Below are 25,344 nucleotides of genomic sequence, written 5' to 3' on the forward strand. Positions count from 1 at the left end.
AAGCGATGTCGCCATCTGAAAAGTGTGACGGAAGCGGATTACATCTCAATTGGCTAAATTATAGAACGTAACCTGAACCGTCACACCAGCATCGATGCCCGGGTAACGATCCTTCCATGCGGGCCGTTCCATCGGCCGCTCTCATTTTTTCTTCATCGCCGCCATCAGCGCCGCGCCGAACGCGCCTTGCGCCGGCTCCTGCGGTGTTTGCGACCGGGCCGACCCGCCCCGGTTTCCGCCCTTCGGTGCCGCCCCCCTCGCCTCGCGGGGCGTATCGGTGCCGCCTTCCTTGCGCATGGAAAGCCCGATGCGCTTGCGCGCGACATCGACCTCCGTGACGCGGACCTGCACGACGTCACCCGCCTTGACGACCTCATGCGGATCCTTGACGAAGCGGTCGGCCAGTTGCGACACGTGGACGAGGCCGTCCTGGTGCACGCCGATATCGACGAAGGCGCCGAACGCTGCGACATTGGTCACCGTGCCCTCGAGCCGCATCCCGACTTTCAGATCCTTGATGTCGTCCACGCCTTCCGCAAAGGTCGCCGTCTTGAAGCTCGGGCGCGGATCGCGGCCCGGTTTCTCGAGTTCGGCCAGGATGTCCTTGACCGTCGGCAGGCCGAAGCGCTCGTCGACGAAAATGCGCGGGTCGAGTTTTTTCAGCTCGGCGCTATCTGCCATCAGCGAGCGCACGTCCCGGCCGCAGGCTGCAACGATCTTCTTGGCGACGCCATAGGCCTCCGGATGTACGGCCGACGCATCGAGCGGCTCGGACCCGTTCGGTATCCGCAGGAAGCCGGCGCACTGCTCGAAGGTGCGCGCGCCGAGACGCGGCACTTTCAAAAGTTCCTTGCGGCTGGCGAAGGCCCCCATCGCATCCCGGTGCGCGACGATTGCCTCGGCCGAGGACTTGCCCAGCCCCGAGACACGCGCCAGGAGCGGCGCCGAGGCGGTGTTGAGATCGACCCCAACGGCGTTCACCGCATCCTCGACAACGGCATCGAGCGAGCGGCTGAGCTTCGACTGGTCGACGTCGTGCTGGTACTGGCCGACGCCGATCGACTTCGGTTCGATCTTGACGAGCTCGGCCAGCGGGTCCTGCAGCCGGCGGGCGATCGAGACGGCGCCCCGCAGGGAAACGTCGAGGCCCGGGAACTCGGCGGCCGCCGTCTCCGAAGCGGAATAGACCGATGCGCCCGCCTCGGACACGATCACCTTGGTAGGCTTCGGCGCCGGCATGGCAGCGAGCATGTCTGCGACGAGCTTCTCCGTTTCACGGCTACCGGTACCGTTGCCGATCGCGATCAGTTCCACCTTGTGCTTGCGCACGAGCGCCGCAAGCTCCGCCTGGGTACCGCGGATGTCGTTCTTCGGCGGAAAGGGATAGACCGTGGCGGTGTCGAGCAGCTTGCCGGTGCCGTCGACGACCGCGACCTTGACGCCGGTTCGGATGCCGGGGTCGAGGCCCATCGTCGCGCGCGAGCCCGCCGGTGCCGCGAGCAGCAGGTCCTTGAGATTGCGCGCGAAGACGCGGATGGCCTCTTCTTCGGCCCGCTCGCGCAGCTCGCGCATCAGGTCCAGCGACAGCGAGAGCGAGAGTTTGACGCGCCACGTCCAGCCGATCACCTCCAGCAGCCACCGGTCGGCGGGTAACCGATCGCCGACATTGTACGCCGCCGCGATCATGCGCTCGGTCGGCCTCAGCGAAGGCGACGCCTCCTGATCGACTACGATATCGACCGAGAGGACCTCTTCGTTCCAGCCGCGCAGCATCGCCAATGCGCGGTGCCCGGCCACCGTCGCCCAGCGCTCGGAATGGTCGAAATAGTCCGAGAATTTGGCGCCGGACTCCTGCTTGCCGTCCACGACCCGGGCGCGCAGGAAGGCTACCTCCCGCATGTGGTTCCGCAACCGCCCGAGAAGGTCGGCGTTCTCGCTCATGGCTTCGGCAATGATATCGCGGGCGCCGTCGAGTGCGGTCTTGACGTCCGGCACATCGGCGGTGAGGAAAGCGGCCGCGCGTTCGGCCGGCGCGACCGATCGATCGGAAAGGATTGCTTCGGCCAGTGCACCCAGACCACGTTCGCGCGCGATTTCCGCCTTGGTGCGGCGCTTCGGCTTGTAGGGCAGGTAGATGTCTTCGAGTTCGGCCTTGGTAACCGCGCCGGCGATCTTGCCTTCGAGCTCGTCGGTCATCTTGCCCTGGCTGCGGATCGAATCGACGATCGACGCCCGCCGCGCTTCAAGCTCACGCAGATAGGTGAGCCGCTCCGACAGGACGCGCAGTTGCGTATCGTCGAGGCCGCCGGTGACCTCCTTTCGGTAGCGGGCGATGAAAGGCACGGTTGCCCCGCCATCCAGCAATTCGACGGCCGCCGCGACCTGGGCGGCGGTCGCCTTGATTTCGCTGGCGATGATGGCGGCGATGGGCTTTGCGGTCGTGACCATTCTATCGTTCCGTTTCCTGTTTCGGCCGGACCGTACTGGCGCAGACCATCAAGGCCAAGTGAAGGCCGGTGGCCGCCCGGGCGAACTCCACAGAAGATCATGAGACGGTGCCGCCGTGTCAGCGAGCGGGCGCTCGCCACACGTCCCTCGCCCCGCATTTGGGGCGAGGTGCCGGCAGGTGGATGAGGGGCCTTTCGCCCGCCCGTCAGACCGCGACGAGTTCCAGCCGTTCGCGGGTTTTTTCGAATTCCAGCAATTCGCGCTCCTTGATGGCGATATAGTCGCGCGACACGGGCACCGTCGCGAGTGAGGGCGAGAGCTGGAGCTGGAAGACGAAGTGCTTGTCGTAGAGAAAGGCCGTTTCCGAGGCGGCGAGATAGAACTCCCACATGCGGAAAAAGCGCTCGTCATAGAGCCTGACCGCCTCCTCCCGCTGCGCCAGGAACCGCTCGCGCCAGGCCCTGAGCGTCCAGGCGTAATGCAGCGGCAGAATCTCGATGTCCTTGACGAGCAGGCGGTTGCTCTCGACCCGTGGCAATACCTCCGACAGGGCGGGAATGTAGCCGCCGGGAAAGATATACTTCTCGATCCATGGGTTGGTCGCCCAGGGTTTGTAGATCTGGCCGATCGAATGCAGCAGCATCACTCCGTCGGGGTTCAGGAGTTCCTTCATCTTGCGGAAGAAATTGCCGTAATTTCCGATACCGACATGTTCGAACATGCCGACGGAGACGATGCGGTCGAATTGCCTTCCCTGCATGGTGCGATAGTCCTGCAATTCGAAACGCACCCGGTCGGAAAGTCCGCGCCTGGCGGCACGCTCGCGCGAGACCTTCAACTGCTCTTCGCTGAGCGTGATGCCCGTGACTTCGACCCCCGACGATTCGGCGAGGTACATCGCCATGCCGCCCCAGCCGGAACCCACTTCCAGTACCTTCTGACCGGGCTCGAGCAGCAGCTTTGCCGCTATGTGCCGCTTCTTGGCGCGCTGCGCCTCGTCGAGCGAGATACCCGGCGGATGGAAATAGGCACAGGAATATTGCCAGTCCTCATCGAGGAAGAGATTGAAGAGCTTGCCGTCCAGATCGTAATGGTGGGCGACGTTGTAGCGGTTACGGTTTACCGGCAGCCGGCTCTTCATCTGCTGGCGAAATATGTGTCCCAGCGCGACGATCGAATTGGTGAAGGTTGCCGCCTTGTCGAGATCATTGCTCTTGACGATGGCCAGCACGTCGAAAATATCGCCCTCCTCCACGAGAACGCGACCGTCCATGTACATTTCGCCGAATTTCAGCCCTGGGTCGTGAAGGACGGCTTTTTCCGCTCCTGCATCAGCGAAACGGATGGCCGCGGGCTTGCCCGTGCCATCGCCCAGAACCACCTTTTCACCCGACGAGAAAACGACCGTCAGCTTGCCTTTCTCGACAAGCCGGCGAAGTAGATTCAACAATCCCGCATTCATATCCTACCTCAGCTCAGACCTAAACGGACCATCGGTTCCTTCACGGGGGAGCGGGTGAGCGGCTGGTCGGCTTCAGGGCAGAAATGCGGCAGCTGTGCCTGGAAGCGCGCGGCCACATCCGGAAGCGGCGAGAAACCGGCTCGAGCGCGACCTCACGGTTTCCGGCGAGTCCTCGCGAAGCGAGGCAAGGACCAGCTGCGGGAATTCGTCAGGCCAGCCCATCGGGCTCCTATCCATCAGAACTTCCATTAACTTAGCTGTGTTCGGCGGTTATTCAATGGGGCTTTTTTGTGGCCCCTCAAAGATTTGTTTGCTTAGCAAATTCGAAAGCACCGAGGCAAGACCGTGCGCGTGGGGCCGGCCGGTGCATCGAGGCTATCTTTCTCCCCCTTTCGAGACGGGTGTTGCAGGACCGCTTCCGAGCGCCTACCTGCGATTCGTGGTGGCCGGCCGATCATGCGCCGGGTGACAGAGCGGTGCCGATCCCTTGTAACACTCGTATACCTACCGGTAACATCGTCACGCCACATTGTCGCGGCAAGCCCGTCGCGAGAGGAGGATACACGATGAAGAAGATCGCAGCGGTTGCGCTCGTCGTCGTCATCGCCATCGTCTGGCTTCTCAATACGTCGCTTCTGGCGCCGCCCCCCTCCGGCAATGCAAAGATCCTCGCCCATCGCGGCATCCACCAGGTTTTTCACTCGGAAGGTCTCGACAACGACACCTGCACCGCCGAGCGCATCGAAACGCCGCGCCACAGCTATCTCGAAAATACGATTGCCTCGATGCGCGCGGCGATGGAGAGCGGCGCGGACGTCGTCGAGCTCGACGTCCACCTGACACCGGATCGCCAGTTTGCCGTGTTTCACGACTGGACGCTCGACTGCCGGACGGATGGGAGCGGCGTCACCCAGGAAACCCCGATGTCCGAGCTGAAGACACTGGACATCGGCTACGGCTATACGGCCGACGGCGGCAAGTCCTTCCCCTTCCGCGGCCAGGGGGCCGGCCAGATGCCGACGCTGACGGAAGTTTTCAAGGCCCTGCCCGAGGGCCGCTTCCTGATCAATTTCAAGAGCGAGCGGCGGGAGGAAGGAGCGACCCTCGCCGTCCTGCTCCGGTTCCACCCGGAATGGCGCAAACAGGTGTTCGGCGTCTATGGCGGCACTGCTCCGACGCAGGAAACGCTCCGGCTGGTTCCGGGGCTCAGAGGCTATGATCGACAATCCACGATCGCCTGCCTTGGCCGCTACGCCGCCTATGGCTGGACCGGCATCGTACCGGACGCCTGTCGCGATACGCTGATCATCGTGCCCGGTAATTATGCAAGGTTTCTGTGGGGCTGGCCCGACCGGTTCGCGGCCCGCATGCAGGCCGCCGGCAGCGAAATCATCCTGCTTGGCCCTTACAGCGGCGGCGATTTCACCTCCGGCATCGACAGCACCGATGATCTCGCCTTCGTTCCCGAGGGCTTCTCCGGCTACGTATGGACCAACAAGGCGGAAACAATCGCTCCCCTTCTCGGCAAGCGCCCCGGCGCAGCGACCGATCAGGCCAATCGGCAGTAGCAGAAGAGCGCAACCTTTCTCTTGCGTGGGTCACCACATGTCGATATATCTCGACAAATGGACACAGTTGACACTATCGCCGCCTTCGCCGCTCTCGCTCAGCCGACGCGGCTCGACGCTTTCCGGTTCCTGGTCAAGCATGAACCGGACGGACTGCCGGCAGGGGAGATCGCGCGGCTTCTGAACGTTCCGCACAACACCATGTCCACCCACCTCGCGCAGTTGCAGCGCGCAGGGCTGGTGACAACGCGCCGGCAGAGCCGGTCGATCATCTACCGCGCCGACCTCGACGGATTGCGCCACGTCGTGAGCTTTCTGCTCAAGGACTGCTGCGCCGGACATCCGGACGTTTGCGCGCCGCTCGTTGCAGATCTCACGCCATGCTGTTCGCCAATGGACAGACCGGCATCCCGCAGCCATCGCTCCGAAGGCGGCGGAATGGACGGCGAAGCCGCGGATCGGAAGAATTGATGCAGGAGTTCGACCTGACACGGCGCTGTGTTGCAGAAGCGCTCGGCACCGGCCTTCTCGTCGCGGCGGTCGTCGGGTCGGGGATCATGGCCGATGCGCTTACCGCCGACGACGCCCTGGCGCTCGTTGCCAACACGATCGCCACCGGCGCAATCCTCGTCGTCCTGGTCACCATTCTCGGCCCGCTGTCAGGAGCGCATTTCAATCCGGCGGTGTCGCTTGTCTTCGCCCTTTCCGGCAGACTTACGCGACGGGACTGCGCCACCTATGTCATCGCGCAAGTGGCCGGCGCGATTGCCGGGACTGCCCTCGCCCACCTGATGTTCGATCTTCCGCCGCTCGACATGTCCATGAAGGTGCGCACCGGTCCGGCGCAGTGGCTCTCCGAGGGAGTCGCGGCCTTTGGACTCGTCGCCACCATACTTGCCGGCATCCGTTTCCACCGCGAGGCCGTGCCCTGGCTCGTGGGTCTCTACATCACTGCCGCCTACTGGTTCACCGCATCCACGTCCTTCGCCAATCCCGCCGTGGCACTGGCGCGGTCGTTCACAAACACCTTTTCCGGCATCCGCCCGGGCGACCTGCCGGGGTTCGTGATCGCCGAACTGCTCGGGGCCGTCTGCGCGCTCGCGCTGATGCGATGGCTCTTGCAGCCCGCCCGACCCATCATTCGTCAAACCTCCCCGGAGACCGCTCCATGACCGTCACCATCTACCATAATCCGGCTTGCGGCACCTCGCGCAACACGCTGGCCATGATACGCAATGCCGGCATCGAGCCGACCGTCGTCGAATATCTGAAGAACCCTCCTTCACGCGCCGAGCTTGAGGCGATGATAGCCGCCGCCGGGCTGACGGTGCGCCAGGCGATCCGCGAAAAAGGCACACCCTTCGCCGAACTCGGCCTCGGAGACCCGTCGCGGAGCGACGAGGAACTGCTCGATGCGATGCTCGAGCATCCGATTCTCATCAATCGTCCCTTCGTCGTGGCGCCGCTCGGCACACGACTTTGCCGGCCTTCCGAGGTCGTGCTCGACATTCTGCCCGACACCCACAAGGGTCCGTTTTCCAAGGAGGACGGCGAAGCCGTCCTCGACGCCGGAGGCAAGCGCATTGTCTGACGACGATTCGAGCCATGACCTGCCTGCCGCGAACCTGCAACAGCTGCGGCTGCCGGATAGCGCCAGCCTGCGCCCGGCCTTTTCGACCCACAGGCCACGCATCCTGATCCTCTACGGGTCGCTGCGGACCGTATCCTACAGCCGCCTTTTGGCCGAGGAGGCCCGGCGTCTGCTCGAATTTTTCGGCGCGGAAGTGAAGGTCTTCGATCCATCCGGTCTGCCGCTTCCCGACGCGGCGCCGGTGAGCCACCCCAAGGTGCAGGAACTGCGCGAATTGTCGATCTGGTCCGAAGGACAGGTATGGGTGAGCCCGGAGCGGCACGGCGCGATGACCGGGATCATGAAGGCTCAGATCGACTGGATCCCGCTTTCCACCGGCTCCATCCGGCCGACTCAAGGAAAGACGCTTGCCGTGATGCAGGTTTCGGGAGGCTCGCAGAGCTTCAATGCGGTGAACCAGATGCGCATTCTCGGCCGTTGGATGCGCATGATCACGATTCCGAACCAGTCATCCGTCGCCAAGGCGTTCCAGGAATTCGATGCGAACGGCCGCATGAAGCCGTCGAGCTATTACGATCGCGTCGTCGACGTCATGGAAGAGCTGGTGAAATTCACGCTTCTGACGCGTGACTGCTCCGCTTACCTGACCGACCGTTACAGCGAGCGCAAGGAATCGGCTGCGGGGCTCGAACACCGCGTGACGTTGAAGAGCGTCTGACGTTCCTTCCCGCTACTTCGGGAAGTCGAGCCCCATTTCGCGGAAGCGCTCCGGATCGTCGCCCCAGTTCTCACGCACCTTGACGAACAGGAAGAGGTGCACCGGCTGCTCGAGGATTTCGGAGATTTCCTTGCGCGCGGCGGTCGAGATCGCCTTGATCGCCTCGCCGCCCTTGCCGAGGGCGATCTTCTTCTGGCTGTCGCGTTCCACGTAGATCACCTGTTCGATGCGCACGGAACCGTCCTTGCGCTCCTCCCATTTCTCCGTTTCCACGTGAGATGCATAGGGAAGCTCCTGATGCAGCCGAAGGAAGAGCTTCTCGCGGGTGATCTCGGCGGCGAGCTGGCGCATCGGCAGATCGGAGATCTGATCCTCGGGATAGTACCATGGACCTTCCGGCAGCGTCTCGGCGAGATAATCCATCACGTCTTCGCAGCCGGAACCCGTCAGCGCCGAGATCATGAAGGTGCGCTCGAATGCGACCACGTCGTTCGCAGCCGCCGCAAGCTTCAGCAAATCCTCGCGGCGAACTTGATCGACCTTGTTGAGGACGAGGACCTTCGGCTGATGTACCTCCTTCAGGCCTTCAAGGATCGCCTCCGCGTCACCCTTGATCCCACGCTCGCTGTCGATCAGCAGCATGATCAGATCGGCGTCCTTGGCTCCGCCCCAAGCCGTGGTGACCATGGCGCGGTCGAGCCGGCGCCGCGGCTTGAAGATGCCGGGCGTGTCCATGAAGACGATCTGCGCGCTGCCGTGGATTGCAATGCCGCGGATGATCGCCCGCGTCGTCTGCACCTTGTGGCTGACGATCGACACTTTCGCCCCGACAAGGCGATTGACCAGTGTCGACTTGCCGGCATTCGTCGCCCCGATCAGCGCCACGAAGCCCGAGCGCGTCGGCACTGCGCCGGCGGCCGTATCCTTTTGAGTGTCCGTCATGATATCCGTCAATTTCCGGCAGAGCGCTTCTGCCACACACCTTCGCGTTCCAGCAATTTCATGGCCGCGACCTGCTCGGCCCCACGCTTGGAACGATCGACCCCCGTCTCCGGCGCGATCCCGTCGACCTCCACCGTCACGGTGAAGCGCGGATCGTGATCGGGGCCGGAACGGTCATCCGTCCTGTATTTCGGCGCGACACCGAACTTGGCATGCGCCCATTCCTGCAGTTCCGTCTTGGCGTCCCGCCTGGCGCCGTCTGCGCTTGCAGCCCGATGCGTCCAATGCTCGAGCACGAAACGTCGCGCCGCATCCAGGCCGCCATCGAGATAGATCGCGGCGATCAGCGACTCTACCACATCGGCGCGCACATTCATCATGTGCTTGCCCGTGATCTTCTTAACATCCGAGCCGGTACGGATGAATTCATGCAGCGAGAGCTCATCCGCCACCTTGGCGCAGCTCTCCGCGCTGACGAGCTGGTTCAGGCGCACCGAGAGCTCGCCTTCGTTGGCATCGGTGAAGGTCTGGAACAGGAGTTCCGCGACGCAGAGCCCAAGCACCCGGTCTCCCAGGAATTCGAGCCGCTGATAGTTGATCGCACGGCCGCTGCGAGCGCTCGAATGCGTCAGCGCCCGGTCGAGACGTTCCTTCTCGGCGAACCGGTAACCGATCGCGGCCTCGAGCCGCGCCCGGTCCTCCGTGTTCAACGAGCGGCCCTTCATCAGTGGACGACCTTGAACAAACGATCGTAACGCAGGTTCGCCGGCCATTTCCAGATCTGCCGGAACGAGGTGTCGTTGCCGAGCGAGAAGAAGATCAGGCTCGCCCGGCCGACAAGATTTTCAGCCGGCACGAAGCCGACGTCGAAACGGCTGTCGGCGGAGTTGTCCCGGTTGTCGCCCATCATGAAATAATGACCTTCCGGGACGATGAATTCACGGGTGTTGTCGCCGCGCGAATCCGGGAACTGGTCGAGCGTGTCGTAGGTCATGCCGTTGTCCATCGTCTCGCGATAGACCGGAACATCGCCGCCCGTGTCGTACTGGTCGTCCGCGCGGAACGTGCCGTCCGGCACCCGTTCGACCGGCTTGTCGTTGACGTAGAGAACGCTGTTCCTGACCTGGATGCGGTCGCCCGGCAGGCCGACGAGGCGCTTGATGTAGTCGATGTCGGGATTGGGCGGGAACCGGAAGACGACGATGTCGCCCCGGTCCGGTTCGCTCGCAAAGATCCTGCCGCTGAAAAGGTCCGGCGAGAAGGGCAGCGAGTATTTCGAATAGCCGTAGGCGAACTTGTTGACGAAGATGTAGTCGCCGACAAGAAGCGTCGGCATCATCGAGCCGGACGGGATCGTGAAGGGCTGAAAGAAGACGGTGCGGATGACCACGGCGAGGAGCAGCGCCTGGATAATGACCTTGACGTTCTCCCAGAGACCGCTCTGCTTCGCTTCTGTCTTTTCTGCCACGCTCAGTCTTCCTTGTCATCCTGCCCGGGGCACCCGAGCCTAACGCTTCAACGTTCGTCTGCGCCCGAACTCATGCGCACGCCGCCCCGCAACTCGATGCTATATGTCGCGGGAATACCGTGCTTCAAGCGACCGCGGGCCGGGCTTTCGGCAAGTGCTCTAAACCGTTCCCTCGGCGGGGGCAACCGGGAGTGCTTCGATAATCACGAAAGCTTGAGCAAGCGGGAAGTCGTCGGTGATGGTCAGATGGATTGCGGCGCGGTGGCCGACCGGCAGCATTTCCTGAAGGCGCGCGGCTGCGCCGCCGGTCAGTTGCATCGTCGGCTTCCCGCCGGGCAGGTTCACGACGCCCATATCTTTCCAGAACACGCCTTGAGCCAGGCCTGTGCCTAGTGCCTTGGAACACGCCTCCTTTGCGGCGAAACGCTTGGCATAGGAGGCCGCACGGTTTTTGCGGCCTTCGGATTTGGCGATTTCGATATCGGTGAAGCACCGGTTGACGAAACGCTCGCCGAAGCGCTGGAGCGAGTTTTCGATGCGCCTGATATCGATGAGATCGCTGCCGATACCGATGATCATGTCGGATGTCCGAATTTGTGCGAGCGGGCCTGCCGGCGCCGCTCCTGAAAGAGGCGGGCCGTCTGAAAGGCAAGCGGGTAGAATATCAAGGCACCCGCCGCTGAAAGAGGAAGCGAGCCTATGAGCATCGGCTTGAAGACCGGACCCCAAAGGCTTGCAAGATCGAGATGTTCGACCATCCGCATGATCTCTTGACCGCCGATCACCTGAGCGGCTTGCGGCTGCGTAATCATCGTGCCGACCTCATAGGAAGCCGTCAGGATGACCGGTATCGTAATGGGATTGGCGAGCAGCGTCGTAATCGCGGCCGCGATCAGATTTCCGGAAAACGCCGACGCGAGAAGGACGGCGAGAACGATGTGCAGGCCGAAGAACGGCGTCAATGACGACGCAGCACCCGCCGCCACCCCGACGGCGATCGAGTGCGGAGACGAGTTCAGGCGGAGAATTCGAAGGGCAATGTAGCGAGGAGCGCGCGTCAGCCCCTTGCGCGGCCAGAAGAAGGCGCGAAGCCTCTCGGAGAGTGTGACCGGTTTTCTGCGCCTGAATAACATTATGCCGTCATGTTCGCATTCAAAGCCGCCCGCCGGCGCAAGACGGACCGTCCGCCTTTCGATGGGCGCAAGATAGGCGCCACGCACGCCATGTGCAAGCTGCTGCGTGGTTCCTTCAATCCTTGACGGACTGAGTCATGCGGCAGATCAAAACGTCACGGCGACCTTTGCGCATCTGACAAGAGGCGCGGCGCCGTAAGGCGCCAGACCGACAGATAAGGCAAGAGAGCTATTCGTAGAACGCATAGCTCAGGCTACCACTGGGCGCGGCAGCCGTGGCGCGCCTCTCCGGCGCGCCGCATTCGCGATCAGAAGCCCTTCCGGAAAAGGCCGCGGTCGATCTGACGCTGACGGTATTCCAGGTCGATCCGGTCGACGGAGCCGTTCAGATAGGCGGTCTCGCGCTCTTCAACGCTCGGAATGTGCAGGGCACGGGTGATTTTCTTCAACTGCTTGAACATGGCAAACCCCTTTCGTTCACCTCCCGAGGCGAAAGATAGTTCACCAGCCGAACCGCCACCAGTCCCGCGAAGCGGCGGCAGCCATGCGAAAGACGCATGACTGTCGAGCTCGATGCGACGATCTGCTTATTTCAAAGGCAATGTGCCTGAATTCGCGCACGGAATGGAACAAAGACCTTGCCGGCCAGGAACAGTGCGGCACGGGGCAGGGCCAACAGCTCCAGGCCGGCTTCGGCTATGAACGAATCGAGCGTTTCAATGCGTTCGTATCGCACGCCGAGCTCCGCATAGATCACGTCATTGATCAGAAGCGGGCCCTGTAGGCTTGCCGCTTTCAACTGGTCTATCGACCAACCCGCCCAGCTTGCGTCATCGGTAACGAGATCAAGCAGAACGTTTGTGTCGACCAGCGTCACGCATCACCACGCGTCAGCGCCATAATGTCATCCGTGCTGAGGCCCTCGCCGGCATGGCCGCGCAGATTCTGGAAACGGCTGCGGACAGGTTTGCTGTCGGCCCGCCTGATTTCGACGATGCCGCTGCCGGTGCGGCGGAAGTCAACCTTGCTGCCCGGCTTGATACCAAGCAGTTCGCGCACCGCTTTCGGTATCGCGACCTGCCCCTTGATCGTAACGGTGGTTGCCATTCCGGCCTCCTGTATTCTGCGGGAGTGTCCCCCCTGTTCGAACAGGCGCCCTATTCGAACAAACGCTTGACCATGGATATGCTCGGCAATTCCTTGAGCTGCGCCATCAGATGGTTGAGCTGGCGCAGGTCCCAGACCTCGAGATCGAACTGCAATTCGCTGAAGTCCGCGGCGACGCGCCCCATGGAAAGCGAGCGGATATTGACGTCGGTGGTCGCGATGGCCTGCGCGACCTCCGCCAGCGTGCCGGGCTCGTTCAAGGCGCTGACCGCGATCCTCGCCATGAAACGGCTGTTGTTCGCCTCGTCGAGATCCCAACGAACGTCGATCCAGCGCTCGGGCTCTTCGTCGAACTTCTGCAGGATCGGCGACTGGATCGGATAGATGGTGATGCCTTTGTCCTTGTCCATGATGCCGACGATGCGATCGCCGGGAACGGCGCCGGCAGGACTGAAATGGACCTCGGCGTTGCCGGAGAGGCCGCGGATCGGCAGGGCTTCCGGCCCCTCCGCCTGCTCCGCTGCGGCCATTTCCTTCGACCGCTCCGGCAGCTTGAAGATCATGCCCGCGGCGCTGCGCATGTTGAACCAGCCGTCGTCGGCGCTGGGCTTCACGGTTACGCGCTCGTCCTGATGATCGGGAAACACGGCGCGCAGAACGTCGAGTGAGGAGAGTTCGCCGCGCCCGACCGCGGCAATGGCGTCCTCCACGTCCTTCTGCCCGAGCCGATGCAGCACCGGCTTCAAGGCCTCGCGCGAGAAGGTCTTGCCCGCCCGTTCGAAGGTGCGCTCGAGGATGCGATAGCCGAGGCCGGCATATTGCTTGCGGATGGCGGCGCGGGTCGCGCGGCGGATGGCCGCCCGCGCCTTGCCCGTGACGACGATCTCTTCCCAGGCCGGCGGCGGCACCTGAATGCCCGAGCGGATGATCTCGACCTCGTCGCCGTTGTTGAGCCGCGTCACCAGCGGCATGATGCGACCATTGATCTTGGCCCCGACGCAGGTGTCGCCGATATTCGTATGCACGGCATAGGCAAAGTCGATCGGAGTGGCGCCGCGCGGCAGCGCTATCAGTTGTCCCTTCGGCGTGAAGCAGAAGACCTGATCCTGGAAGAGTTCGAGTTTGGTGTGCTCGAGAAACTCCTCCGGATTGTCGCCCTCGGCAAGCGATTCGATCGTGCGGCGCAGCCAGGAATAGGCATTCGATGTCGGAGTGCGCGTCAGGTCACCGGAAACGGTGTCGCGATCCTTGTAGAGTGCGTGGGCCGCGATACCGTATTCGGCGATCTCATGCATGCGCTTCGTGCGGATCTGCAGTTCGATGCGCTGGCGCGACGGGCCGATGATCGTCGTGTGAATCGATTGATAGTCGTTCTGTTTCGGGGTCGAGACGTAGTCCTTGAAGCGTCCCGGCACGACACGCCAGCGGGTGTGCACGATACCGAGCGCACGATAGCAGGACGGGATGTCGTTGACGATGATGCGGAAGCCCCAGACATCCGAGAGCTGCTCGAAGGAGAGCGATTTCGACTGCATCTTGCGGAAAACCGAATAGGGCTTCTTCTGGCGCCCTCTGACCTGTGCGTCCGTAAGCCCCTCGGCCTGAAGCAGTTCGCTCAGTTCCTCCTCGATCTTCTTGATCAGCCCCTCATTGCGCTCGGAGAGCTCCTGGAGGCGTCTGGTAACGGTCTCGTAAGCCTCCGGGTTGATGTGGCGGAAGGACAGGTTCTCGAGCTCCTCGCGCATGTCCTGCATGCCCATGCGCCCTGCCAGAGGCGCATAGATGTCCATCGTCTCCTCGGAGATGCGCGCGCGCTTTTCGGCCGACATGTGGTCGAGGGTGCGCATATTGTGGAGGCGATCGGCAAGTTTGACCAGGAGCACGCGGACGTCGTCCGAAATGGCGAGCAGCAGCTTGCGAAGATTTTCCGCCTGCTTGGCCTTTTTGGTGACAAGGTCGAGCTTCTTGATCTTGGTGAGGCCTTCGACCAAGGCGCCGATATCCTCGCCGAAGAGGTCGTCTATCTCCTGCCGCGTCGCGGTCGTATCCTCGATCGTGTCGTGCAGCAGCGCGACGGCGATCGTGGATTCGTCCAGATGCATTTCGGTCAGGATCGCCGCCACTTCCAGAGGATGGGAGATGTAAGGATCGCCGCTTGCCCGCTTCTGCTGCCCGTGCTTCTGCATGGCGTAGACATAGGCCTTGTTCAGCAGCGCCTCGTTGACGTCGGGCTTGTATTTCTGCACGCGCTCAACGAGCTCGTATTGGCGCATCATCCGCTAGCGGCTCCGTGAAATCAGGCAAATAAAAAAGTGCGCCAATCATATGAGTGGCGCACTGCTTCGATAACACGTCGGAACGTTGTTCCGGAACGAATCTCAGTAGTCGTCGCTCTTTTCCGGAGGAACGAGGCCTTCGATGCCGGCCAGCAGTTCTTCTTCGGACATGCGGTCGAAGGTCAACGCTTCCGGCTGGTCTTCCTCTTCGGCGGCCTCAGCGAAGGCGGGGGCTGCTTCGGTCTGGACGAGCGACGCCGGATCGGGTTCCGGCTCGTCCACTTCCACATGTTTCTGCAGCGAGTGGATCAGGTCTTCCTTCAGGTCGCCGGGCGACAGGGTTTCATCGGCGATCTCGCGCAGTGCAACGACCGGGTTCTTGTCGTTGTCGCGGTCGACCGTAATCGGGGCACCCTGGGAAACCAGGCGTGCGCGGTGGCTGGCAAGAAGGACGAGTTCGAAACGGTTTTCGACCTTGTCGATGCAGTCTTCGACGGTGACGCGGGCCATGGCCTGTCCTTTACGACTCAAGAGATGCGGCGGCATCGCCGCGGCAGGTTTAACAACGCGAAACCGGAACGTCCGCTGACATGCGGCTCCATCAGCTCCGATTTCTGGAATTAGGCGTCCGATACAATCAAAACAGCATAAGTTCAAGTTTTTCCTGCATCCGGCTCACGTCATCGCGCGGAGCATGATAAAATGCCACGTCTGTGGAACGCTGCCATCGGGTCACAGACACTGCCTGTATTTCGTGATAATTTCGAACACGTATCCAGCAACAATTATAGATTGAAAATGTGGACGAACTGCAGCAACTGCTAAAACTAGCTATAGGCGCCGCGCCCTGGTTGGAATAATGCGTTGGCATGACCACATTATTTGCAGATAAGTGAGCTTTAATTTAATCCGCCAATTTTAAGCGTGACGCTCCGCGGGGTTGGTCCGGTCACTGTGCAGGGTACGGAAAAAGGAAGTAACGATGTTCGATCCTCGCGAGAAAATCGCTCTTTTTATCGATGGCGCCAACCTCTACGCCGCGTCGAAGAGCCTCGGCTTCGACATCGATTACCGCAAGCTGCTCAAGGCCTTCCAGAAGCGCGGCTACCTGCTCAGGGCCTACTACTACACCGCACTCATCGAGGACCAGGAATATTCGTCGATCCGCCCGCTGATCGACTGGCTGGACTATAATGGCTATAAGGTCGTGACCAAGCCTGCCAAGGAATTCACCGATTCCCTCGGACGCCGCAAGATCAAGGGGAACATGGACATCGAGCTGGCGATCGACGCCATGGAGCAGTCCGAATCGGTCGACCACCTGGTGATTTTCTCCGGCGACGGCGATTTCACCACACTCGTCGAAGCGCTGCAGCGCAAGGGGCGAAAGGTTTCCGTGGTCTCGACCATGTCGACGCAGCCGCCGATGATTGCTGACGACCTGCGCCGCCAGGCCGACCACTTCATCGATCTCGCGACCCTTAGGGGAGAGATCGGCCGCGAACCGTCCGAACGCGTTCAGCGCCCTGTCGAGCCGGTCGCCGACGACGTCGAGCTTTAATTTTTCCTAATCCCTGTGCTCGTCACAGGGATCCAGCCAGACCAAGTCCTGGGGCTGAAAGAAATCTTCCCAGCGCCGCAGACGCGGCGCTGCTCTCATCTCTGTGACAAGCACAGAGATGACGGAAGCGGAGAGATTGCAGTCCTGCGAGACGTTTCCTGGGCCGTGCCGATGAGGCTCGGTTCAGCTGCGGGATTCCCTTATTTGCTCATAAGCGACAACCTGCGTTGTCTTATCTCTGCTGCCGATTCTACGATTCGGTGAACAGACCTCTCCGAATTGCCTGAATATGCGATTCAGACACTGATGGCCCGCGCTGCCGAAGCTTCGGGCTGCGGAGTGGGAGCTGAGCGATGAGTGATTCCTGCACCAGCCGAGGCGCAAGAGCCGCCCTTCGCAAACGGAAGACTCTTTCGTTGAGAACTCGCTTGCGCCAAGAGGCAAGTAGCACCGCGCTGTATGCGAGTTGGGGCACCGGCTCTAAAACTTTCGTGATCCCCGCAGGCCCGGTCCTTGCATCGGTCGGCTTTACGCTCGCGATCGGAGCAGGCGCCGTGAGCCCGGCCCATGCGATAAACGAATGCGGCCCGGCCATTGGCGGAGTTGTGACCTGCAACACGTCCACTTACCCGAAGGGGCCCGGAACCCATATCGAATATCGTATTGATACCGGACTGAGGGCGACGATCGACAGCGTGGCGGTCAGATGGGCGGACGATGCGGGCAGCGATCGGCCTGCGATCGACATCCGTTCGGACAAGGTCACGAGCGAAGGCGATCTCATCGTGACGATCGAGGGCTCGACGGTGACGACCGGCGAGCCGGACAGAATTGGAACACGCTCCGACAGAGAGGTAGGCGAGTACGCCGATGGATTGAGAGTGACGCAGCGCGGTGCGGGGCTCGTTTCAGCGACGATGCTGAGCGGCAGCATCATCACATATGGATACAACGCAGCGGGAATTTACGCCTGGCAGCCCGGGGCCAACGAAAACAACAAGAGTGATGTGATCGCCGATTTCTCGGGAGAAGATTCCACGATCGAGACCTTCGGATCCTACTCTCAAGGTATCTATGGCCGCACAGAAACCGGCATAGGCAATGTCGCGGTGACGGCGAAGGACGGAACGATCGTCACCCATGGCCTGTCGTCGATAGGCGTTCGCGGACTGAAGCATAGCGCGTCCCTGGGAGACGGCGACGTGACCGTTGCCGGCGACAACATCACGGTAACGACCGGCGGAAATCTAAGTATCGGTATGGAGGCGAGAGTCGAGGACAGCAAGTCCGGCAGGGGCAACGCTTCGGTTTTCGTCCGCAACGAGGCGGCGATCGAGACCTCGGGCACAAGGGCACATGGCGCTCAAGCCTTCAATCTGGACCCGGGTGACAGCACGGTCGTTCTGGAAAAGAGCAAAATCACGACGCGCGGCGAGGGTGCTATAGGGATTCGGGCCGAGGCAGGAGACGGCAATGCCGTTACCGAAGTCACCAAAGGAAGCATTGCCACGGCTGGAGCATCGGCGATCGGGCTCGCGGCCATCAGCCAGGGAAACATGGGCGAGGCGCGCGTCTCGCTGGACGGCGGAGACGTCTCGACCGGCGGGGATAACGCGGAAGGCCTGATCGCGACCGCGAAGGGCGCCGGCGGAACGGCCACCGCCCGCTTGGTGGACGGGAACGTGAAGACGGCCGGTCGCGATGCAGAGGGCCTGATCGCTCACGCCGGCGATGAAAGTATCCCGACGAGCATCAATGCCGATGCCAGCGTGATCATGCAAGCCGGCAGCATAACGACCACCGGCGACGGCGCGGGTGGAATGATCGCAGAGACCGACATCGGCCCGACGCCCTCGACAGGAAAAGCAACTGCCGTGCAGCGGGCAGGCACGATCATGACCAGCGGCGGCGAGATTGGCGGCAATGAGGGCAGCTACGCAATCGCGGCGCTCTCCTTCGGGTCCGGCCTGGCTTCCATCGAGCAGGCGGGCGGCAGCGCTACGACTGCGGGGGCGCAGAGCCACGCCTTGTATGCTCTCTCGATCTTCGGCAACACCATGGTCACCCAGGCAGCCGGCAGCAGCGCGGTCGCGACCGGCGCGAAGGCGAGCGGTCTGCGGGCCCTGGCGGGCCCGGGCGGCGGCAATGAAGTAACGCTGGACGGCAAGGTTACCGCTGGCTCTGCTCCCGCCGTTCACACCATCTGCTCCGCAGGCAGCAAGATCACCATCGGCTCCGCTGCGGAGATCGACGGTTCTGCTTCGGGCACCGCCATTCGCGACGGCGACTCCGATCTGGATGCGGCGGACGAAACGGGAGGGAATTCCACCGCCACGCTTGCCGGCAAGGTCACCGGCGATGTCGTCATGGGGCTCGGCAATGATATCATCAATCTCACCGGCGGCGTGCTCGACGGCGATGTCTATGGCGACGACAGGTTAGCCACCGCCGCTGACGGCGACGACAGCTTCACCTGGAGCGGCGGCACCTGGCTTTCCAGTTTCTTCGGCGGCAACGGCTCCGACACCGCCACCGTCTCCGCGCAGAGTTACGACGGGACGCATCACTATCTCGATGGCGGCGACGACGTCTCGACTGCCGATGGCTGGACCGACCGACTGAACTTGAGCGGCGTCACCGCGAGCGCCAACGGCGCCAACATCGTCAATTGGGAAATCGTCACCCTGGACGCTGCCGATGTCACCATTCTCGACGGCGCACTTGAAGCCGGCTCGGAGCCCGAAACGGGCCTGTTCCTGACGAACGGCTCCGTTCTTAACGGATCGGATGCCTTCGCGCTGGCCGGCAACATGGCGATCGACGGTACTTCGCAATTCATCGCCTTCGGCGAGGATATCGCCAACGGCGTCTATTCGATCTCCGGCAATTTAGTCAATGCCGGCACGGTCGACATGCAGGATGGAGGAACCGGCGACGTTCTGTCCGTCGGCGGCAACTACACCGGCGCGGAGAATAGCACGGTCTATATCGATACCTATCTCGGTGACGACGCGTCTCCAACCGACCACATCACCGTCGGCGGCGATACGGCTGGCAGCACAGCGATCAGCATAGGCAATGCCGGCGGACCCAGCGCTCAAACGGTGGCCGGCATTCGTGTGGTCGGTGTGGCAGGCGCGTCCTCCGGCACCTTCGTCCTCGCCAACGCGAACTCCGAAATCAAGGAAACCGGAGAGGCCGCGATTACCCGGGGCGCCTATGCCTATGCGCTGCGGCAGGTCGATAACGACGACTGGTTCCTTCAGTCGACGTTAGCCGAAGACGATACCGGCCCGGACACCGGAGGCGAGCAGGCTGTCGATCCAGAGACCGAAGGCGGTGAGACCGTCGACCCGGGAACCGGAGGCGGCGAAACCGTCGACCCGGGGACAGGAGGCGGCGAAACCGTCGACCCGGGGACCGGAGGCGGCGAAACCGTCGACCCCGGGACCGGAGGCGGCGAAACCGTCGACCCGGGGACCGGAGGCGGTGAGACTGTCGACCCGGGGACCGGAGGCGGCGAAACCGTCGACCCCGGGACCGGAGGCGGCGAAACCGTCGACCCGGAGACTGGAGGCGGCGAAACCGTCGACCCGGGGACCGGAGGCGGCGAAACCGTCGACCCCGGAACCGGAGGCGGCGAAACCGTCGACCCCGGGACCGGAGGCGGCGAAACGGTAATCCCGAGCTACAATCAGGGCGTGCCCGTCTACGAAACCTATGCCCGGAACCTCCTCGGCTTCATACAACTCCCGACATTGCGCCGGCGTGCCTCCGGCGAGAGAGTTCCTGCCTTGCGCTCCTGTGGGAGCGTACCACTGAATGTCGAGGGCAATCAGACCGCCGCCTGCGCCGAGGATAATACCGTCTGGGCTCGAATCGACGGCACCCGTGCCCATGTGGAGCCCGAGGAGAGTGGCGCCCGCGTTTCGGAATACGACTCTCGTTCCTGGTTGCTGCAGGCCGGCATCGACGCACTTCTGCATAGCAGCGGCAAGGGCGAGCTGATCGGCGGCCTGACTGCCCACTATGGCGGCATCAACACCGATGTATCTTCCTTCTATGGTGACGGCTCCATCGACACCCGCGGCTACGGCCTCGGCGCTACCCTGACCTGGTATGGCCAGAACGGCTTCTATCTGGACGGTCAGGGCCAGCTAACCCGGTTCGACAGCGATCTCGACTCGGACATTCTTGGCCGGCTTGCCGACGGGAATGACGGGCTGGGTTATGCGGTCAGCATCGAGGCGGGCCATCGTATCGGCCTCGGCGACACGTGGGCCCTGACGCCGCAGGCGCAACTCGTTAATACCTCGGTGAACTTCGATGACTTCGTGGACCCATACGGGGCGCGGGTTTCACTCGATGACGGAAATAGCCTGCGCGGCCGCATCGGTCTCGCACTCGATCGCGAGCAGCAATGGCAAGGCGCCGAAGGCGACGGTCGCAGCTCGCGCCTCTACGGCACCATCGATCTATACCGTGAGTTCCTGGGCGATACCCGCGCGGATGTGTCCGGCGTCTCGTTTGGCATCGAGGCCGATGACTGGATTGGCGAAATCGGCATTGGCGGCAGCTACAACTGGGGAGACGACAAGTATTCGCTCTATGGCGAAGCCCGCGCATCCACCGGTCTATCCGATTTCGGCGGCAGCTACGCGGTACGTGCATCCGTCGGACTGAAGATGAAGTTCTGAGACCCGTTGAGATTCGGGCTACCGGGGGGCTTGTTTGATTACCTCATCCCTGTGCTCGTCCAGGGATCCAGCCAGACCAAGTCCTTGGGCTGAAAGAGCGCTTCCCGCGCCGCAGACGCGGCGCTGCTCTCATGACTAGGACAGAGATGAGGCAAGAGGAGAGATTGCAGTCCTCCGATACCGGCGCGGTTTTCCGCCCGCATCCCGCTCTAATCCTTTGGAATCGATCACGTTCGTGATGTTAGGCCGACCCGAACCATCGTGAACCAAGGCCTGTTGAATTTGGGCTACCCGCCGCGGTTTGTTTGATTTCCTCATCCCTGTGCTCGTCACAGGGATCCAGCCAGACCAAGTCCTTGGGCTGAATGAACTCCTCCCGCGCCGCAGACGCGGCGCTGCTGGATCTCTGTGACAAGCACAGAAATGAGGAAGGGATGCAGGTCCTCCGATACGGGCGCGGTTTTCCGCCCGCATCCCGCTCCAACCTTTTGGAATCGAGCACTTTCATGGTTTAGGCCGACCGACCTGATCCATCGTGATCTCGTCTGCCGGATGAAGAGCAATATACCCCAACGATCGACGAGGACTCAGCCGCGCTCCTTGAGGAGCCTGTTCTTTTGCCGGTTCCAATCGCGTTCCTTGGAGGTCTCTCGTTTGTCGTGCAGCTTCTTGCCCTTGCCGAGCGCCAGTTCCAGCTTCACCCTGCCTCGCTCATTGAAGTATATCCGGAGCGGTATCAGCGACATCCCCTCGCGGTTGACCGCACCCTGCAGACGGTTCACTTCCCTTTTCGACAGGAGCAATTTGCGGCGGCGGCGCGTCTCGTGATTGAAGCGGTTGGCCTGCAGATATTCGGGCAGGTAGGAATTGATGAGCCAGATCTCGCCGCCTTCGTCGGTCGCGTATGATTCCGCGATATTGGCCTTCCCCTCGCGCAACGACTTGACCTCCGTGCCGGTCAGGACCAGACCGGCCTCGTAGGTGTCGACGATCTCGTAGTTGAAGCGGGCCTTGCGATTTTCCGCGACAACCTTCTTGACCGTGCGTTCGCTGCCTTTCGGTGCCATCAGTTCATCAGCCCTGCATGCCTGAGCGCCGCGTCGATAGCCGAGGCCGTGGCCGGCTCGAGCGCCGACAACAACGGCGAACGAACGGTAAAGCTCATTCGCCCGAGGCGGTTCAACGCATATTTGGCGCCGCAGACGCCCGGCTCAAGGAAGATGGCCTTGTGAAGCGGCATCAATTTGTCCTGAAGCTCCAAGGCCTTGGCATAATTGCCGGCAAGGGTGGCCTCCTGGAACTCGGCGCACAGGCGCGGCGCGACATTGGCGGTGACGGAAATGCAGCCGACGCCGCCATGGGCATTGAAGCCGAGCGCGGTCGCATCCTCACCCGAAAGCTGCACGAAGGCCTTGCCGCAGGCCATGCGCTGCTCGGAAACCCTCTCGATCCTGCCGGTCGCATCCTTCACGCCGACGATCGTCGGATGGGCCTTCGCCAGCGCCGCCATGGTCTCGACGCTCATGTCGACGACGGAACGGCCGGGAATGTTATAGATCACGATCGGCAGCTTCACGCTTTCGGCGATCGCCGCGAAGTGGGCGAAAAGACCCTTCTGCGTCGGTTTGTTGTAATAGGGCGTGACGACGAGGATCGCGTCCGCACCGGCCTTCTCCGCATGCTGCGCAAGCTCGATCGCTTCGATCGTATTATTGGACCCGGCACCGGCGATGACCGGTACGCGCCGCGCCGACGCCTCGACGCACAGTTCCACGACCTTCTTATGCTCGTCGTGGGAAAGCGTCGGAGATTCACCCGTGGTGCCCACCGGCACAAGGCCGTGGCTGCCCTCTTTTATCTGCCACTCCACATGCGCGACGAAACTATCCGCATCAACCGAGCCGGCGGCGGTGAACGGCGTTACGAGTGCGGGAATGGAACCCTTGAACATGCACAACTCCTGACGACCGAGGGCGCAGAATACGCTCACGCTTTGGCCGCAATCGACGGTTAAAAAACTGCCGCACCATAATCATGTGACGTGTCTGCGGCAAGCGCTGAGAGGATGCATTTCGCTTTCGTTTCCGCGCAATCGACGCCCTCGAGCGAGACCGCAATGGGCGCCGGGTTTCGGGGAACGCGCACGCGCCGGCCGGCAAGCAAGCTGACAAATGTGCTAGGTTTTCGCCGGCCGATCGGCTGTAATGGAGCGGCAATGAAGTCGAGGGATGGGGGACCACGGGGCTCTTGATGCGGGGAACAGTCTTTCTGCCGGTCGCCGCCATGATCGGTGCGGGGATGCTGGCGTTTTCGGCCGACGCAGCCGAGGGTCGGATTCCTGTACCGACGAGCAAGCCGGATGCCCGCAAGATCGGCAGCCTCGAAACCGGCGAACTCTCAACTATCCTCGGCGCCGATCTGAAAAGCGGTCTCGATGCCCTCTCCGATCGGCAACCGGAAAAGGCGATCGCCGTTCGCGACCGCATGCCGGCAGGAACGCTCGACCGCCATATCCTAGCCTGGGCGATCGCGGTGTCCGGACAGAAGGGCATTCCCTCCTATGACATTGCCGCGGCGCAGCGGGAACTCCAGGGCTGGCCGGGCCTGAAATCGCTGCGCTCCCATTCGGAACGGGCGCTTTACCGCGAGAACGCTCCGGCCGCCGATGTGATCGCCGCCTTCGGCACCACCCGTCCAGAGACGGCTGAAGGGGCGATCATCCTTGCACGCGCACTTGCAGCGCAGGGGCAGAGCTCGGCGGCCGCCACGCACCTGCGCGCATTCTGGCTGAGCGAAGCCCTGGACAAGGACACTGAAACGAAGATCCTTTCCGAGTTTTCCGATCTGTTGACGACGGAAGACCACAGGCAGCGGATGGAAATGCTTCTCTACCGCACCCGCATAGACCAGGCCGAGCGGTTCAGCGATCTCGGCAAGGCGCAATCACTGTTCCGCGCCTGGGCCGCAGTGACCCGCGGCAGCAGCAACGCGGCCTCGCTCATCGAAGCGGTCGATGCTTCCTGGCGCAGCAAGCCTTCCTACCTCTTCATTCGCATCGAGCATTTACGCAAGCAGCAGAAATACGCCGAGGCAGCCCGGCTTCTCGACCAGATGCCGAAGGACGACGGCGCCCTCGTCAATCCCGGAGAATGGTGGGTCGAGCAACGTATCGTCAGCCGCGGTCTGCTTGACGCCGGCGACTTCCGCGGCGCCTACCGCATCGCCGCCAACCATGCGGCAAAGCGCGCTACGGACCTCGTGGACGCGGAATTCCACGCGGGCTGGTATGCGCTTCGCGGCCTCGAGGAACCCGAGACGGCGGCGCTTCACTTTCGCAGGATTCTCGAGGCATCGAGCCGGCCGATCTCCGCCTCGCGCGCCTGGTATTGGCTGGGCCGCGCGGCCGAAGCGGGCGGCCCAGGCGACGCGCGCGAATATTTCACCAACGCGGCGCGCTATCCGGCGACCTTCTATGGACAACTCGCCGCCGCACGCCTCGGCCAGGCGAAGCTCGACATGAGCTACCCCTCACCCACCCAGGAAGACCGCATCCGGCTGGAAGGTCGCGAAGCCGTCAAGGCGATCGGCCGGCTCGAAGCCGCCGGCCATGGCTGGCGCGCCGAAAGTCTTTATCGTGCGCTTGCCGAGGAACTGACCAGCCCCGGGGAGCTTGCGATCCTGGCGGAGCGGGCCGAGAAGTCGGGCAATCACCAACTCTCGCTGCAGATCGGCAAGATCGCCTTCGGCCGCGGCATTGAGGTGGCTGCCCTCGCCTTTCCGATCGGAGTCATTCCGCCGAGCGCGGATATCGACGGCGCCGGCAAGGCGCTCGCCTATGCCATCGCCCGCCAGGAAAGTGCTTTCAATCCGGCCGCCATTTCGGTGGCGAATGCCCGGGGGCTCCTGCAACTCCTTCCCGGCACAGCCAAGGGCGTCGCCAGCCGCTATGGCCTCGCCTACTCGAAGGACCGTCTGACGAGCGACGCCGGCTATAATGCGACGCTTGGAGCCCATTACCTCGGCGAGCAGATCGACAGCTTCGGCGGTTCCTACATTCTCACCTTCATCGCCTATAATGCCGGCCCGCGTCGCGTTCCTGACTGGCTCGCCCGCTATGGCGATCCACGCGGAAAGCCCATCGACGAGGTCGTGGACTGGATCGAGCGCATCCCCTTCGAGGAGACGCGCAACTATGTCCAGCGGGTGATGGAGAACTATCAGGTTTATAAGTCGCGGCTGGGACAAGATACGGATATCGTTGCGGATTTGAGGTTGGGACGCGCTTTGCCTTGAGCCCGGGCTGCGGGTGCGAACCGGACGGTCGCGCCTGACTCCAACGTTTCCCCGCGACAGCTCTGCCGAGAGAGGATCAC

General features: G+C 62.5%; 22 protein-coding genes. 8 read left to right on the top strand and 14 right to left on the bottom strand.

The features are described 5' to 3' along the window. Window positions 1-141: 141 nt before the first annotated feature. Window positions 142-2,448: a Tex family protein gene (locus JOH52_RS00500; protein WP_010969029.1), complete on the bottom strand. Its 2,307-nt coding sequence runs from the start codon at window positions 2,446-2,448 to the stop codon at window positions 142-144. 205 nt (window positions 2,449-2,653) lie between these two features. Then, window positions 2,654-3,910: a cyclopropane-fatty-acyl-phospholipid synthase gene (cfa2, locus tag JOH52_RS00505; protein ID WP_010969028.1), complete on the bottom strand. Its 1,257-nt coding sequence runs from the start codon at window positions 3,908-3,910 to the stop codon at window positions 2,654-2,656. Between the two features lie 566 nt (window positions 3,911-4,476). Here cfa2 and JOH52_RS00510 point away from each other — a divergent pair. The 5 genes from JOH52_RS00510 to arsH are packed head-to-tail and all read left to right on the top strand — an operon-like array spanning window position 4,477 to window position 7,787. After that, window positions 4,477-5,478, top strand: coding sequence for a glycerophosphodiester phosphodiesterase family protein (locus JOH52_RS00510; RefSeq protein WP_010969027.1), 1,002 nt, complete (start codon window positions 4,477-4,479; stop codon window positions 5,476-5,478). A 57-nt stretch (window positions 5,479-5,535) separates the two neighbouring features. Further along, entirely contained in the window at window positions 5,536-5,949 is a 414-nt protein-coding gene (locus JOH52_RS00515) for an ArsR/SmtB family transcription factor (RefSeq protein ID WP_013844238.1), read from the top strand. After that, complete coding sequence (gene aqpS, locus JOH52_RS00520; RefSeq protein WP_017265739.1) at window positions 5,949-6,650, top strand: aquaglyceroporin AqpS; 702 nt, start codon at window positions 5,949-5,951, stop codon at window positions 6,648-6,650. The genes JOH52_RS00515 and aqpS overlap by 1 nt, the downstream gene beginning before the upstream one ends. Beyond that, complete coding sequence (gene arsC, locus JOH52_RS00525) at window positions 6,647-7,069, top strand: arsenate reductase (glutaredoxin) (RefSeq protein ID WP_010969024.1); 423 nt, start codon at window positions 6,647-6,649, stop codon at window positions 7,067-7,069. The genes aqpS and arsC overlap by 4 nt, the downstream gene beginning before the upstream one ends. Then, on the top strand, window positions 7,062-7,787 hold the full coding sequence (gene arsH, locus JOH52_RS00530) for an arsenical resistance protein ArsH (RefSeq protein ID WP_014529132.1): 726 nt from the start codon (window positions 7,062-7,064) through the stop codon (window positions 7,785-7,787). Before arsC ends, arsH begins: the two co-directional genes overlap by 8 nt. A gap of 12 nt (window positions 7,788-7,799) precedes the next feature. Here arsH and era read toward each other — a convergent pair whose 3' ends face one another. The 10 genes from era to rpoZ all read right to left on the bottom strand — a co-directional run bounded on the left by era (window position 7,800) and on the right by rpoZ (window position 15,223). Next, entirely contained in the window at window positions 7,800-8,729 is a 930-nt protein-coding gene (gene era, locus JOH52_RS00535; RefSeq protein WP_013844236.1) for a GTPase Era, read from the bottom strand. An 8-nt stretch (window positions 8,730-8,737) separates the two neighbouring features. Then, window positions 8,738-9,454 carry a ribonuclease III gene (rnc, locus tag JOH52_RS00540; protein ID WP_010969021.1) on the bottom strand — a complete coding sequence of 239 codons (717 nt, stop codon included), beginning with the start codon at window positions 9,452-9,454 and terminating at the stop codon, window positions 8,738-8,740. Then, window positions 9,454-10,197 carry a signal peptidase I gene (lepB, locus tag JOH52_RS00545; protein WP_003527287.1) on the bottom strand — a complete coding sequence of 248 codons (744 nt, stop codon included), beginning with the start codon at window positions 10,195-10,197 and terminating at the stop codon, window positions 9,454-9,456. The genes rnc and lepB overlap by 1 nt, the downstream gene beginning before the upstream one ends. A gap of 159 nt (window positions 10,198-10,356) precedes the next feature. After that, window positions 10,357-10,776, bottom strand: a complete 420-nt coding sequence (gene acpS, locus JOH52_RS00550; RefSeq protein WP_010969020.1) for a holo-ACP synthase — start codon at window positions 10,774-10,776, stop codon at window positions 10,357-10,359. After that, a complete protein-coding gene (locus JOH52_RS00555; RefSeq protein WP_014529131.1) occupies window positions 10,773-11,330 on the bottom strand; it encodes a DUF2062 domain-containing protein in 558 nt (185 codons plus the stop codon). The genes acpS and JOH52_RS00555 overlap by 4 nt, the downstream gene beginning before the upstream one ends. A gap of 308 nt (window positions 11,331-11,638) precedes the next feature. Beyond that, the gene (locus tag JOH52_RS00560; protein WP_003527290.1) at window positions 11,639-11,791 is read right to left on the bottom strand and encodes a DUF3563 family protein; all 153 of its coding nucleotides are present in this window, start codon (window positions 11,789-11,791) and stop codon (window positions 11,639-11,641) included. 131 nt (window positions 11,792-11,922) lie between these two features. Then, window positions 11,923-12,207, bottom strand: a complete 285-nt coding sequence (locus JOH52_RS00565; RefSeq protein WP_010969019.1) for a type II toxin-antitoxin system VapC family toxin — start codon at window positions 12,205-12,207, stop codon at window positions 11,923-11,925. After that, the gene (locus JOH52_RS00570) at window positions 12,204-12,437 is read right to left on the bottom strand and encodes an AbrB/MazE/SpoVT family DNA-binding domain-containing protein (RefSeq protein ID WP_010969018.1); all 234 of its coding nucleotides are present in this window, start codon (window positions 12,435-12,437) and stop codon (window positions 12,204-12,206) included. The genes JOH52_RS00565 and JOH52_RS00570 overlap by 4 nt, the downstream gene beginning before the upstream one ends. A 50-nt stretch (window positions 12,438-12,487) precedes the next feature. After that, on the bottom strand, window positions 12,488-14,713 hold the full coding sequence (locus JOH52_RS00575) for a RelA/SpoT family protein (protein WP_003527294.1): 2,226 nt from the start codon (window positions 14,711-14,713) through the stop codon (window positions 12,488-12,490). A 102-nt stretch (window positions 14,714-14,815) separates the two neighbouring features. Next, a complete protein-coding gene (rpoZ, locus tag JOH52_RS00580) occupies window positions 14,816-15,223 on the bottom strand; it encodes a DNA-directed RNA polymerase subunit omega (protein WP_003527295.1) in 408 nt (135 codons plus the stop codon). A 472-nt stretch (window positions 15,224-15,695) separates the two neighbouring features. Between rpoZ and JOH52_RS00585 the strand changes: the two genes are divergently transcribed. Both JOH52_RS00585 and JOH52_RS00590 read left to right on the top strand, forming a co-directional pair. Next, window positions 15,696-16,274, top strand: coding sequence for a LabA-like NYN domain-containing protein (locus tag JOH52_RS00585; protein WP_003527296.1), 579 nt, complete (start codon window positions 15,696-15,698; stop codon window positions 16,272-16,274). Between the two features lie 491 nt (window positions 16,275-16,765). Then, window positions 16,766-20,971, top strand: a complete 4,206-nt coding sequence (locus JOH52_RS00590; protein WP_127657760.1) for an autotransporter outer membrane beta-barrel domain-containing protein — start codon at window positions 16,766-16,768, stop codon at window positions 20,969-20,971. 587 nt (window positions 20,972-21,558) lie between these two features. On the opposite strand, the gene smpB is transcribed toward JOH52_RS00590, so the two are convergent. Together smpB and dapA are read right to left on the bottom strand one after the other, a co-directional pair. Continuing rightward, a complete protein-coding gene (smpB, locus tag JOH52_RS00595) occupies window positions 21,559-22,038 on the bottom strand; it encodes an SsrA-binding protein SmpB (protein ID WP_010969015.1) in 480 nt (159 codons plus the stop codon). Further along, window positions 22,038-22,922: a 4-hydroxy-tetrahydrodipicolinate synthase gene (dapA, locus tag JOH52_RS00600; protein WP_003527298.1), complete on the bottom strand. Its 885-nt coding sequence runs from the start codon at window positions 22,920-22,922 to the stop codon at window positions 22,038-22,040. The genes smpB and dapA overlap by 1 nt, the downstream gene beginning before the upstream one ends. A 299-nt stretch (window positions 22,923-23,221) precedes the next feature. Between dapA and JOH52_RS00605 the strand changes: the two genes are divergently transcribed. Continuing rightward, complete coding sequence (locus JOH52_RS00605; RefSeq protein WP_014526651.1) at window positions 23,222-25,264, top strand: lytic transglycosylase domain-containing protein; 2,043 nt, start codon at window positions 23,222-23,224, stop codon at window positions 25,262-25,264. Window positions 25,265-25,344 lie beyond the last annotated feature (80 nt).

This window comes from Sinorhizobium meliloti (genome assembly GCF_017876815.1).
GTDB classification, from domain to species: domain Bacteria; phylum Pseudomonadota; class Alphaproteobacteria; order Rhizobiales; family Rhizobiaceae; genus Sinorhizobium; species Sinorhizobium meliloti.